Annotated in this window: 6 protein-coding genes and 1 pseudogene; 2 read left to right on the forward strand and 5 right to left on the reverse strand. The window is 66.9% G+C overall.

Annotated features, from left to right (window positions below):
* Positions 1–202: 202 nt before the first annotated feature.
* A pseudogene (locus B0T44_RS24905) lies at positions 203–400 on the reverse strand (integrase core domain-containing protein); the annotation flags it as partial.
* Positions 401–417: 17 nt separating this feature from the next.
* Here B0T44_RS24905 and B0T44_RS28355 point away from each other — a divergent pair.
* Positions 418–540, forward strand: a complete 123-nt coding sequence (locus tag B0T44_RS28355; protein ID WP_254893712.1) for a hypothetical protein — start codon at positions 418–420, stop codon at positions 538–540.
* Positions 528–1,577: a zinc-dependent alcohol dehydrogenase family protein gene (locus tag B0T44_RS24910; RefSeq protein WP_077116778.1), complete on the forward strand. Its 1,050-nt coding sequence runs from the start codon at positions 528–530 to the stop codon at positions 1,575–1,577. Before B0T44_RS28355 ends, B0T44_RS24910 begins: the two co-directional genes overlap by 13 nt.
* Here B0T44_RS24910 and B0T44_RS24915 read toward each other — a convergent pair.
* The 4 genes from B0T44_RS24915 to B0T44_RS24930 form a co-directional block, all read right to left on the reverse strand.
* Complete coding sequence (locus B0T44_RS24915) at positions 1,550–1,921, reverse strand: zinc ribbon domain-containing protein (RefSeq protein WP_175648011.1); 372 nt, start codon at positions 1,919–1,921, stop codon at positions 1,550–1,552. The two genes, B0T44_RS24910 and B0T44_RS24915, sit on opposite strands and share 28 nt — an antisense overlap.
* A gap of 52 nt (positions 1,922–1,973) precedes the next feature.
* On the reverse strand, positions 1,974–3,080 hold the full coding sequence (locus B0T44_RS24920; protein WP_077116776.1) for a class II histone deacetylase: 1,107 nt from the start codon (positions 3,078–3,080) through the stop codon (positions 1,974–1,976).
* Between the two features lie 230 nt (positions 3,081–3,310).
* Positions 3,311–4,171 (reverse strand): alpha/beta fold hydrolase, encoded by an 861-nt coding sequence (locus tag B0T44_RS24925; protein ID WP_077116775.1) that lies wholly within the window; start codon positions 4,169–4,171, stop codon positions 3,311–3,313.
* A 212-nt stretch (positions 4,172–4,383) separates the two neighbouring features.
* Positions 4,384–13,571, reverse strand: a 9,188-nt coding sequence (locus B0T44_RS24930) for a non-ribosomal peptide synthetase (protein ID WP_081512673.1), incomplete at its 5' end; no start/stop codon positions are given.

A 13,571-nucleotide genomic window follows, 5' to 3' on the forward strand; every position in this document is an offset into this window, starting at 1 on the left:
CCATGGAAACCTGCCATCCGGCCCCGAGGAGCTTGTGGGCAGCCCAGGCTTGCGGTTCGAGGGTTTACGTGACGAGCCCAGCGGCCGCAAGTCCGTCCCGGCCTGGCTGCTGTCGGCTCATCTCGGTTGATCCCCGGTTTCGTCCCGTCGATCCCGAGGACAGGACGGGGGCAGCGGGTTCGGGGCTGTAGAAGGTGAGCACCGGGCCAGGGGCGGCGGCAGCGTGTGGCCGCTGATAGTTGTAGTGGGCGTTCCAGACGCTGAGGGCGTCTGTTCGCTGCTGCTCGGAGACCCACTCGCGGGCGTAGAGGAATTCCTCGGCCAGGATCCGGTCATAGCGTTCAACTTTCCCGTTGTGACGTGGCGTGTAGGGGGTGATGCGCTGGTGGCGGGCGCCGAGAGCGGCGAAGAACACGCGTGCGGGGGGACACGAAACCGATCGTGGTCGTGCTGGTGGTGCTGCTCGGTGCTTCCGGGCTCGGCATCAACACCGCCCGCGGACCCCGAAACGACCAAGGAGAACTCTCATGCGTGGAGTAGTGATGAATGCCCCCGGCGACATCGAGGTCGTCGAGCGGGAAGACCCGATGATCATCGAGCCGACCGATGCGGTCGTCCGGATCACCGCGACCTGTATCTGCGGATCGGATCTGTGGCCGTATCGGGGCGTCGAACCGGTCGATCACACGCCGATGGGGCACGAATACGTCGGTGTGGTGGAGGAAATCGGGGATGCCGTGCAGACTCTGAAAGTCGGCGACTTCGTCGTCGGCTCGTTCTGCATCTCCGACAACACCTGTCCGATCTGCAGGGCCGGCTACCAATCTCGCTGTGTGCACGGTTCCTTCGTCGCGGGGACCATCGGCACCCAGGCGGAGAAGGCCCGCATCCCCTACGCCGACGGAACCCTGGTCGCCACGCCCGGCCAGCCCGACCCCGAGCTGATCCCTTCCCTGCTCGCGGCCTCCGACGTGCTGGGAACCGGCTGGTTCGCCGCCGTCGCCGCCGAGGTAGGTCCGGGTAAGGCCGTCGCCGTAGTCGGTGACGGGGCGGTCGGGCTGATGGGGGTGCTGGCCGCGAAGCAATTGGGCGCCGAGCAGATCATCGCCATGTCCCGTCACGCCGACCGGCAGGCCCTGGCCCGGGAGTTCGGTGCCACCGACATCGTCGAAGTACGTGGCGACGCCGGTGTCGCCGCGGTCAGGGAACTCACCGACGGGCTCGGCGCGCACAGCGTTATCGAAGCCGTCGGCACCCAGGAAGCGATGCTGCAGGCCATCCGTTCGACCCGCCCGGGCGGATATATCGGCTACGTCGGCGTCGCCCATGAAGGCGTCGCCCTACCCGCCGACGAACTGTTCTTCTCCGAAGTGCACCTGCACGGTGGTCCCGCCCCGGTACGCCGCTTCCTGCCTGAACTGATCGACCTGATCTGGCGTCGCGAGATCGACCCCGGCAAGGTATTCGACCTGTCCCTGCCACTGGAACAGGCGGCCGAAGGCTACCAGGCGATGGACGAGCGTCGCGCGATCAAGACCCTGCTCACCGTTCAGGAAACGCGTGAAAGCGTGTCTTGAGTCGACGCCTTGCGGTGTCGACGTCGACCCGCAACTCGGGGAGGACGCCCCTCGGCCAGTGCCGCGAGATTACGCGCCGAGTCGAGGTCACGATCGATGCGCAATCCGCAGCCATCGCAGGTGAAAATGCGTTCGGACAGGAGCAGTTCGGCTTTCACCACGCCACACGCCGAACACGTTGTGGAACTGGGATACCAGCGGCCCGCGACCTGAATCCTGGCCCCATGCCAGTCGGCCTTGTATTCGAGTTGTCGCCGCAACTCGCCCATGCCGACACCGGCGAAGTGCCGGACCAACCGCCGGTTGCGCACCATCACGGCCACGTGGAGATCCTCGATGACCACGATGGTGTGCATGCCATGGGCTCCGATCGGAGGGCGAATGCGCGTGAACGGTTCACAGTTCGGCGACCAGGCCTGCCGCGGCATCGATCGCAGCGGCCTCGTGGTCGAGGAGAACATCGCCGCCTTGTGTCGTGACGATCGGCGTGTACGGGTCGTCCACGAATTCTTCACCGAGCAGCTCACGTAGCACCGCGAGCCCGCAGAACGGAACATAGTGCGGGCTGTAGCCGCCTTCTTGGACGAAAGCGACCCGGCCCGCGCAGGTTTCCGCGGCGATATCGAGCATCCGCCGGGTCAGGTGCCGGAAGCCGCCGCTGGTGACCATCTGCCGGGCCAGCGGATCGAGAATGCTCGCATCGAAACCGGACGCCACCATGATCAGCTCGGGCGCGTAGGCGTGCAGCGCCGGTTCGACAACCCGGTCGATCGCGTGGAGATACGCGGCGTCACCGCTACCGGGTGGGAGCGGCACATTGATCGCGTAACCGTAACCGTCTCCTGCGCCGCGCTCCTCGCGGTAACCGGAATCCGGCGGAAAACACAGATGCTGATGGATCGAGATGGTCAACACCGAGGGGTCGGTGTACCAGATGTCCTGAGTGCCGTTGCCATGGTGGACGTCCCAGTCGACGATGGCGATGCGCTGCACGCCGAGAACGTCTTTCGCGTAGGCGGCGGCGATGGAGATGTTGTTGAAAATGCAGAAGCCCATACCGGTCGCACGGGTCGCGTGGTGCCCCGGCGGATTGACCAGCGCGTAACCGTTGTCGACCGTTCCCGCCAGCACCTGCTCGACAAGCGCGATTGCGCCGCCCGCCGAAAGTGCGGCGATCTCATATCCACCCTTGCCGAACGACGAGACGCCGTCACCGGCATCTCCGCCTTTCGGCTGCAGGTTCTCGGCCTTGATCCGTTCCAGATGTTGTGCGGTGTGCACTCGCAGTATGTCGGCTTCGGCTGCGGGCTTCGCTTCGATGGAGTGCAACTTGTCGAGCAGGCCGGATACCGAAACCAATTCATGGAACCGCCGTTTGGTATCAGGGTGTGCGAGGTGATGCCCGATGGGTTGGAGGCCAGTCGTAACGTCGGACGGGAACAAGCTTCCGCTACCAGTGTCTACCCACCCGTAGAGGGTGTTCCACACGTATCCGGTTGTCATGGCGATCTCCTAGCATTCGGTGGACCGCCGTACCGGTCCACCTACGTCCGACCCTGCCTCAGGGTGCTCGAGCTCATTAGAGGCACAGCGGCAACCCTGCTGCAACAGGAAGGCTTACCACCGGTGGCTACGCTGCCGTGGATTGCGGCGGACGGATCCGGGGCCGACATGCTGCGGCCGTGGCTGTCGAGGTTTTGCATCAAGGGCTCACCGGATGTACACATGGTTGCCTATGCGGCGTGGATCGCGGCGAAGGCCAGCAGGAGCGCAGCGGTCCGTGGCGGATCCTCTAGCATGGGCGCGTGTCCCACCCCAGGCAGTAACTCGACGGCGGCGCCGGGTACGACGCGATACTCGGCGGCGGACGAGGATCGCCATCTCCTGTCCTCCTCGCCGAAGATCACCAGTAGCGGCTTGTCGAGGGCCACGAGCCGGTCCGGGATCGAGCGCTGCGCCTGGTAGTTGTCGGCAGCCTGCGATGTGGCGGTGAACGCGTGGTAGGTCATGCCGCGCACGTCGTCCACGAGCTGTTGCGGGATATCGATCTCGCGAGTGAACGCGGTGCTCACACTTCGTCGGATCAACGCGTCGGTCCGAAGCCGCCACAACAGTTGCCCTACGACGGGGACAGAGGTGAGCCGACTGACAGATTCCTGTGCGATGTAGGCGTCCAGACGGGGGCCGGTGTTGATCAGTGCGATCGCGGTCACCAGGTCGCGCCGTTGCTCGGCGAGGGCGGTGGCAACCGAGCCACCAGTGGAATGGCCGATCACCACAGCGTGCTGCACGCCGAGCCGATCCAGTGCCGCACCGACCCGGCGTCCCTGCTCGGGGATCCCGTAGCCGTCGCCGGCCGGTTTGGCCGACCGACCGTGCCCGAGCAGGTCGACGCAGATGATGCGATAGGACTTCGCCAGCACCGGAACCAGCGGATCCCACCAGTGGACAGATCCGGCGAACCCGTGGATCAGCACGAGCGCCGGGGCATCACGAGGGCCGTCCTGGCGCACGTGGATGTTCTCGCCGTCGAGAGACAGGATCGAATCCCCGATGCTTTCGGCGTCCTGCTGCGCCACTACCACCGCGTTCATGAGGAGCAGCCCGACGACCCCGAGGAAGATGGCCGAAGAGGCGATGATGCGGCGTCTTCGGCGGCTTCCTGCACGACTCGCAGGCGTTTTCCGGTCAGGAGGCTGCGGATCGGTGTCATCAGGTCGGTTATCGAGCCCCCGAGGCGTGATCATGAGGCCATTGTCACCATCCTGTGCCCCGCTGACTTGTACGAATGTTCCGTTCGGTCGGCTCATGTAGCCGGTGTCGCCGCAGCCCGCCACACCTCGGTCAGCACGTCGGCGATCCGGGCGAGCCCGGCGGCCGTCGTCATCTGCCAGTGCGTGGTCGGCACGGCGTGGTTGTGCACCGTGCCTTCGACGATATCGGCCCAGATCGATGCGCCGACCTCTCCGGTCGGATCGTCGAGGGCCGCGGTGAAGTAGATGACGTCACCGTGGTATGTCGCAGGTTCGTAGGCCTCGCGCAGCACGACCGAGTGCACTGCCCCGTCGAGTATGCGGGTGACCCGGTCGGCGCCGAAGGAGGCGAACGGTTCCGGGAGTTCGGCCATGAGCTGGGGGAGCGTCGTCCAATCCATGTCCGCGACATTGCCGAGGTCACCGGCCAGCTCGCCGAGCAGGCCGCCGATCAGTTCGGCGATCGGCACCTGCCCGCCCTCGTCGGCCGCCGTTCCCGGCGGGTCGGCCATATAGCTGTCCATCACCGCGAGCAGGGCCACCTGCTCGCCGTCGCGCTCGAGTTGCACCGCCATCTCGTGCGCGATGACGCCGCCGAACGACCAGGCGAGCAGGTGGTACGGCCCGTTCGGCTGTACCGAGCGAATCAGCTCGAGGTACTGGGCCGCCCATTCCTCGATCGAATTCGGCAGGTTCGCGTCGGTGGCCAGTACCGGCGTCTGTAGGCCGTAGATGGGCCGGTCCGGGCCGAGGTAGGCGGCCAGGCCCGCGTACGACCAGGAAATTCCCGATACGGGGTGCACACAGAACAGCGGCGCGGCCGAACCCTCGGAACGCAGCGGCAGGAGCATGTCGAAGGCTGCTTCGCGTTCGGCGGTGCCGTTGGCGCGGCGAGCCAGATCGGCGACGAATTCCCCGGGTGTGGGTGCGGTGAACACCCGCATCACCGGAACTTTCGTACCGAGCGCCTCCGACAGCCGTACCGTCAACTTCGCGGCGATCAGCGAGTTTCCGCCGTGCTCGAAGAAGTTGTCGTCCATGCCGAACCGCTCGACGCCGAGCACTTCGGCGAAGGCGGCGGCCACGGTGTCCTCGATCGGGGACGCGGGTGCCCGGTATTCGCGCCTCCGGAACTCGGGTGCAGGCAGGGCGCGGCGATCGAGTTTGCCATTGGGTGTCAACGGCATCGCCGCGATCACCATGATCGTCGACGGAACCATGTAGCCGGTGAGGAATTCGGCCACCTGGGTGCGCAACTCGGTGGGGTCGAGCTCCACATCCGCATCGGGCACGACATATCCGATGAGCTGATCACCGAGCGTCGAATCGGTGCGGACCAGCGCGACCGCTTGGCTCACCCCGGTGCAACGCTGCAGCGCTGTTTCGATTTCCCCGAGTTCGATCCGGAAACCGCGCAGCTGCACCTGCTGGTCGCCGCGCCCGGCGTAGGCGAGCCCGGCGTCGGTGCCGGAGCGGACCCAGTGCGCGATATCGCCCGAACGGTACAGCCGGGACCCCGGTGCTCCGTACGGGTTCGCGACGAACCGCGTCGCGGTGAGCGCGGGGCGCCCCAGATAGCCGCGTGACAGCTGGGCGCCGGCAACGTAGATCTCGCCTGGTGTGCCGGCCGGCGCTGGGTGCAGACGGTTGTCGAGCACGTACGCCTCGAGTCCCGGCAGCGCCCGGCCGATGAGACTGGCCCGGTTGTCCACCAGGTGTTCGTCGAGTGAGAGGAACGATACGTGCACGGTGGTTTCGGTGATGCCGTACATGTTGACCAGCCGCGGTGCGTCCACGGCATGCCGTTCGTACCAGCGTCGCAGCTGCCGCAGGTCCAGCGCCTCGCCGCCGAAGATCACATACCGCAGCGCGAATTGCCCGGAGGTGACCGCGGAGTCGGCGGCGACGAGCTGATAGAACGCCGACGGAGTCTGGTTCAGAACGGTCACCTGATCGCGAATCAGCATGTCGCGGAACTGTTCCGGTGACCGTGATACCGCATAGTCGACCACGACCACACTGCCGCCGGTGACGAGCGCACACCACAGCTCCCACACCGAGAAGTCGAACGCAAACGAGTGGAACAGCGTCCACACGTCGGTGTCGTCGAATCCGAAGAGCGGCTGGGCGTTGCTGAACAGCTCCACCGCGTTGCGGTGGGTCACACCGACACCTTTGGGAACCCCGGTGGATCCGGAGGTGTAGATGACGTAGGCGAGATTGCCCGGCCGCAACGGTGCCACCCGGTCACCGTCGGTCACCGGTTCGCCCCCGAATTCCGCGGTCTGTTCCAGCAGTACCGTGGGCAGCTCCACATCGGGGATGCCGGTCTGCTGATCGGCTGTGGTCAGCAGACACACCGGTGCCGCGTCGGCGAGCACGAACGCCAGCCGCTGCGCCGGGTAGGTGAGATCGATCGGCAGGTATGCCGCACCCGCGGTGAGCACACCGAGTAGGGCGACCGGAAGCTCTTCGGTGCGAGCGACCGCGACCGCCACGATGGTTTCCGGGCCCGCTCCGGCGGCGGTGAGCGCCCGGGCGACCTGGTTCGCGCGCCGATACAGCTCACCGAAACTCAGCGTCGTCCCGTCGAAACGGATGGCCACCGCATCCGGCCTGCGCTGGGCCTGGGCACCGATCAACTCGGGCAGCGTCGCCACGGGCGCGGCCGCAACGGCCGGCGCGCCTGCGCACAGCAGGGTGGCGCGCTCGGACGGGGTGAGCAGATCGATATCGCCGACGGCCACTGTCGGGTCGGTGGCTACCGCCGCCAGCACCCGGCCGAACCGGTCGGCGAATTCCTGTACGGTCCGATGATCGAACAGGTCGGTCGCGAAGGAGAACTCCGCGTACATCCCCACGTCCTCGCCCACGCCGGGTTCGGTGTCGGAGACCGCGCTGTTCTCGCGGATGGTGAGCGACAGGTCGAACTTCGCGGTGTCGATCTCGGCATCGAGGGCGTCGACGCGTAACCCGGGCAGTTCCAGGCTGCTCATCGGCAGGTTGTCGAAGGTCAGCGCCGCCTGGAACAACGGGTGCCTTGCGGTGGAGCGTTCCGGTGCGAGCAGTTCCACCAGCCTCTCGAAGGGTAGGTCGGCGTGTGCGAATGCCTGCAGATCCGTGTCTTTGGTGTGGGCCAGCAGCTCCGCGAAAGTCAGCTGTCCTGGCACCTGCGTACGCAATACCAGCGTGTTGACGAACATGCCGACCACATCGTCGAGTTCGGACTCGCCGCGCCCGGCCACCGGTGCGCCGATGGCGATGTCCTCGGTGCCGGACAGCCGCGCCAGGAGGACAGCGAAAGCCGCGTGCACGACCATGAACAGTGTGACGTTCTGGTCACGGGCCATCTTCTGCAATGTCCGGTATAGGTCGGCCTCGACCGAGAACCGGACACGCCCCCCGGCGAATGACTGCATAGCGGGCCGTGGACGGTCGGTGGGGAGGGGCAGTTCGTCCGGTAGGGCGGCCAGCGCCGTCTGCCAGAATCCGATCTGCTCCGAGATGAGGCTGTCGGGGTCGTCTTCGGAACCGAGTACCGCGCGCTGCCAGATGCCGTAGTCCGCGTACTGCACCGGCAACGGCGCCCAGCCGGGTGCGACACCCGCGGCGCGGGCGGAGTAGGCGAGCATCACGTCCCGGCTCAACGGTGTCATCGACCAACCGTCGGCGCTGACGTGATGGGCGACGAAAACCAGGACGAACTCGGTGTCGGTGAGCTGCAGCAGCCTGGTGCGGAACGGGACGTCGACGGTGACATCGAAACCGGTGGTGACGAGGGCGCGGACCTCCTCGGCGATATCCGTGGCGGTAACAGGGACGGGAACAAGGCCGACCGGAATATCGGACGGTTCGAGCACCCGCTGTATCGGACCGTCCGGGGTCTGGGGGTAGACGGTGCGCAGCGTTTCGTGCCTGGCGAGAACATCGGCGACGGCCTGCTGGAGGGCACCGATATCGAGCTGGCCGGTCAACCGGATCGCGACCGGGATGTTGTAGGCCGCGGAGGTGGTGTCGAACTGGTTGAGGAACCACATCCGCTGTTGGGCCAACGACAAGGGAATCTGCTCCGGTCGTGGGCCCGCCACCAGTGCACGGCGGCCCCCCGAGCCCGCCTGCTGTTCGACCTTCATCGCGAGCCCGGCCACGGTCGGCGCCTCGAACAGGGCACGCACAGGCACGGTGGTATCCAGCGCGGCGCCGATCCGCGCCGCGACCTGGGTGGCCAGCAGTGAGTTGCCGCCGAGGGCGAAGAAGTCGTCGTCGACGCCGACGCGTTCGGTGCCGAGCACCTCGGCGTAGACACCGGCCACGATCTCCTCGATCGGCGTCGCGGGTGCCCGGAAGGCGCGGGCCTGGAATTCTGGTTCGGGCAGGGCGTCGCGATCGAGTTTGCCGTTGACGGTCAGCGGCAGGACGTCGAGCACGACGAACGCCGACGGCACCATATACGAGGGCAGTACCGTGCGCAGGGCCGAACTCACCTGCCCGGTATCGATGTCCGGAGCGTCTTGCGACGGGACCAGATAGCCCACCAGGCGGTCACCGGTGCGGGTATCGGATCGTGCGATGACCGCGGCGCGGGCGACCTGAGGCAGGGCCAGCAGCGCGGTCTCGATCTCGCCCAGTTCGATCCGGAAGCCGCGGACCTTGACCTGGAAGTCGGTGCGGCCGCGGTATTCGAGCTCACCCGAGCGGTTCCAGGCGGCGAGGTCCCCGGTGCGATACATCCGCTCCCCGGCGCCGAACGGATCCGCGACGAACCGCTCCGCCGTCAGGTCAGTGCGCGCATGATAGCCACGGGCCAGCTGTGCGCCCGCCAGATACAGCTCACCCACGACCCCGTCGGGCACCGGTCGCAGACGGTTGTCGAGGACATAGGCCCGGCTGTTCCACTCGGGTGTTCCGATCGGCACCGACACCTCGTCGGCCGCAGTGACCCGATGGCTGGTGATCGACACCGCCGTCTCGGTCGGGCCGTAGAGGTTGAACAGTTCGATACGCGGATACTGCTGCCGGAACCGCTGCGCGAGCGGGGCGGGCAGCGCTTCACCGATGGCCAGCACCCGCCACAGCGAATCGGGCAGGCCCGCGGTGAGCAGGGCATCCAACATGGACGGCACGACGTGCAGAGTGGTTACCCACTCCTTGGCCAGCAACCCGTTCAAATACACCGGATCTCGATGCCCGTCGGGTTCGGCGAGTACCAGTCGCCCACCGCAGGCCGCTGCCGACCAGTACTCCCATACCGACAGGTCGAAAGTGGCCGTGGTTTTCGCCAGTACCGCGTCGGCGGCGTCCAGCGCGAATTCGGCGACCTGGTACTGCAATTGGTTGGCGATCGCGGCATGCGGCACCGCGACCCCCTTGGGCCGGCCGGTCGAACCGGACGTAAAGATCACGTACGCGGTGTGCTGCGGGCGCAGCGGCGCCCTCCGGTCGGTATCGGTGATCGGACCGGCATCCACCCCGTCCAGGCACAGCTCGTCCAACGACACCACCGGTGCCACCGTGGTGGTGAACCCGGCGTCGTTGTTGGTGAGCACGCAGACGGGTGCCGCGGTCTCCAGCACGTAGCGGGTGCGTTCGGCAGGCTGATCCGGATCCACCGGCACATACGCACCACCGGACTTGGCCACCGCGTACATGGCCACCACCAGATCCACCGAACGCCGCATAGCCAGCGCCACCCGCGAATCCGGGCCGACACCCAGCGAAATCAGATGCCGAGCAAGGCGGTTGACCAGCAAGTCGAGTTCACCGTAGGTCAGCTCGGCACCGGCGCCGTCCGGTGAATCCATCACGAGGGCGACGGAACCGGCGGATCCGGCCACTGTGGCATCGAGCAGCGAGGCGAGTGTCACGGTGGTATCGACAGCCGCTGTGGTGGCATTGCGGTGTTCGAGAATGGTGCGGCGCTCATCCGGAGCCAGGAGTTCGATATCGCCGACCGCGGTTGTCGCGTCCGCCGCGATCGCGGTCAGGACCCGAGACAGGCCGTCGGCGAAACCACGCGCAGTCGATGCGTCGAAAAGGTCATCGGCGTAGGTGAGGACGCCGGTGATACCGGTCGGCGTACCGGCCTGGTCGTAACCGTCGGCGACGATCAGATGCAGGTCGAACTGGGAGAGCTGGGTGTCGATATCCAGCCCGGTGACGGTGAGGCCGGGCAGTTCGAGCGTGGCCGCTGCGAAGTTCTGGAACGACAAGCCGACCTGGAACAGCGGATGCCGTGCGGTGGAGCGAACCGGGTTGAGTACCTCGACCAACCGTTCGAACGGTACGTCGGCGTTGGCGAACGCCTGGAGATCGGTGTCCCGCTGCCGGACGAGCAGATCGGTGAACGATTCACCGGCATCGAGCCGCGTCCGGAACACCAGGGTGTTGACGAACATGCCGATCAGGTCGTCGAGCACGGCCTCGCCGCGGCCCGCTGTCGGGGTGCCGATGGCGATATCGTCGGTGCCCGACAGCCGGGCCAGCAGCACCGCCAGCGCGGTGTGCACCACCATGAACAGCGTCGCACCCTCGGCGCGCGCCACGTCGAGCAAGGCGCGGTGCACTTCGGCGTCGATCTGCACCTCGACCTTGCCGCCGGCGAAGGATTGCACGGCAGGCCGGGGGCGGTCCGTCGGCAGATCCAGTTGATCCGGCAGGCCGGCCAGCGCCGTCTGCCAGTAGGCGATCTGCTTCGCCGCAGGCGACTGCGGATCGTCCTCGCCGCCGAGCAGCGCCCGCTGCCAGATGCTGTAGTCGGCGTATTGCACCTCGAGCGGCGCCCACTCCGGCGCCGCGCCCGTCGACCGCGCCATATAGGCGGTCATCAGGTCCCGGGTGAGCGGGCCGACCGACGAGCCGTCACCGGAGATATGGTGCACCACCATCGCCAGTACGTACTCCGGTGCGTCGGTGGGGGCGTCGCTGATCTGGAACAGTGCGATCCGCAACGGCACCTCGGTCGTGACGTCGAAGATCGTCGACATCAACGTGGTGAGGGCCGTTTCGATGTCCTGGGCGCCGACCTGGGTCAGGTCCACTCGCGGAACCGCCTGTGCCGCGGGCAGGATCACCTGTACCGGCTCACCGTCGGTTTTCGGGTATACCGTCCGCAGGATCTCGTGCCTGGCGATCACGTCGGCGATGGCCTGCTGCAGCGCGGCGACATGCAGCTCACCGGTCAACCGCACTGCGACCGGCATGTTGTAGGCGGCCGACTCGGTGTCGAACTGGTTGAGAAACCACATTCGCTGCTGAGCCGGTGACAGCGGAATCCGGTCGGGGCGCGGACCGGCTGTCAGTGCCGGGCGGGCACCACCGTCGGCCTGCTGCTCGATTTTGCTCGCAAGTCCGGCCACCGTGGGTGCCTCGAACAGGTCACGCACGGCGGGGCGAGCGCCGAGCGCGGCGCCGAGCCGTGCGGTCACCTGGGTGGCGATCAGCGAGTTGCCGCCCAAGGCGAAGAAGTCGTCGTCCGCGCCGACCCGCGCGACTCCGAGCACCTCGGCGAATACGCCCGCGACGATCTCCTCCACCACGGTCGCCGGAGCCCGGAACTCGCGCGCGCTGAATGTCGGTTCCGGCAAGGCCGAGCGGTCGAGCTTACCGCTGGTGTTCAACGGGAACGCGTCCAGCATCACGATCGCGGCCGGAACCATATACGAGGGAAGCACTTCTGCGACGGCCGCCAGCAACGCACGCTGCTCGACCGTCTGCCCTGGCTGGGCAACCACATACGCCACCAGCTGATCGCCCAGGGACGAGGACGCCACCAGTGCTACCGCCTGGCTCACCGCGGACTGTGCCAGCAAAGCCGTTTCGATCTCGCCCAGCTCGATGCGCTGACCGCGGAACTTCACCTGGAAATCGGTGCGCCCGAGGTATTCGAGGCGAGGCGGGATGTCACCGGCCTGATCCCGCCACACGACAAGATCACCCGTGCGGTACATCCGTGTTCCGGTGGCGAACGGGTTGGCCACGAACCGGTCCGCCGTCAGGTCCGGTCGCGCGATATAGCCGCGCGCCAGCTGATCGCCGGCGAGATACAGTTCGCCCGCCACCCCGGCGGGTACCGGACGCAGCCGGGCATCGAGCACGAACACCTGAACGTTCCACTGCGGCAGACCGATCGGCACCGTTCGTTCATGGGCACCATCACGCGCCGGCCAGTAGGTCACCGACACCGCAGCCTCGGTGGGTCCGTACAGATTGTGCAGCGCGGCGGCGGAAACCGCCCGCCATGCCGATACCGTTTCCGGCGGCAGCGCCTCTCCGATAACGAATACCTCGCGCAACGTCGGGCACGACCCCGGCGCCAACTGCGCGGCGAACACACTCAACATCGACGGAACGAAATCCGTCACGGTCACCCGGTGCGCGACGATCATCTCGGCCACATACACCGGGTCACGGTGGCCGTCGTGCGTGGCGACGACCAGCTTCGCCCCCGCCCGCAACGGCATGAAGTAACCCCACAGCGATACATCGAAAGTTGTCGCCGTCTTCTGCAGGTACACGTCGTCGCGACCCAGCGGATACTCCGACAGCATCCACGCGATCTGATTGTTGATCGCCGCGTGCGAGACCGCGACACCCTTCGGCCGTCCGGTCGACCCTGACGTGAAGATCACATACGCCAGATCGGCAGGCGAGACCGGCCGCAACAGCTCGTCCGCCGTCACCGGCGCACCCGAGAACCGAGCTGTTTCGAGCGCGTCGAGCCGCAGCAGCACCGTGCCGTCCGGTACCGCCACAGCGTCTGCGGTGGTGGTCACCACGCACGCGGGCCGGGCAGTGTCGAGGATGTGCGCGACCCGTTCCGCGGGATGGTCCGGGTCGAGCGGAACATACGCACCGCCCGCGGTGATGATCGCGTACATGCCGACGACCAGGTCGAGCGACCGCCGCACCGACAGGCCGACCAGCGAACCGGCACCGACCCCGTGCGAAATCAACAGCCTGGCCAGCTTGTTGACCTGTTCGTCGAACTCCCGGTAGGTCAACTCGGCGCCCGCAGCGCCCGTGTAGGACACGGCGATCGCGTCCGGGTGGGCGGCCACCGCGCGCCGGTATCCGTCCAGCAGTAATTCCGGTGCCACAGTGTGAGTGGTCGCGTTCCGCTCGGCGACCAGCCGCTGCCGCTCCTCGACGGTGAGCCACTCCAGATCACCCACCGGGGTGCGCGGCGCAGCGACGATCTCACCGAGCAGGCCGACGAACCGGTGCGCGAAACCTTCGACCGTGC

The organism is Nocardia donostiensis (assembly GCF_002081715.1).
GTDB classification, from domain to species: Bacteria; Actinomycetota; Actinomycetes; order Mycobacteriales; family Mycobacteriaceae; genus Nocardia; species Nocardia donostiensis.

Coding starts and splice junctions, on each gene's coding strand:
- B0T44_RS24910 (WP_077116778.1), top strand. CDS start 528: ATGCGTGGAGTAGTGATGAATGCCCCCGGCGACATCGAGGTCGTCGAG.
- B0T44_RS24920 (WP_077116776.1), bottom strand. CDS start 3,080: ATGACAACCGGATACGTGTGGAACACCCTCTACGGGTGGGTAGACACT.
- B0T44_RS24925 (WP_077116775.1), bottom strand. CDS start 4,171: ATGAACGCGGTGGTAGTGGCGCAGCAGGACGCCGAAAGCATCGGGGAT.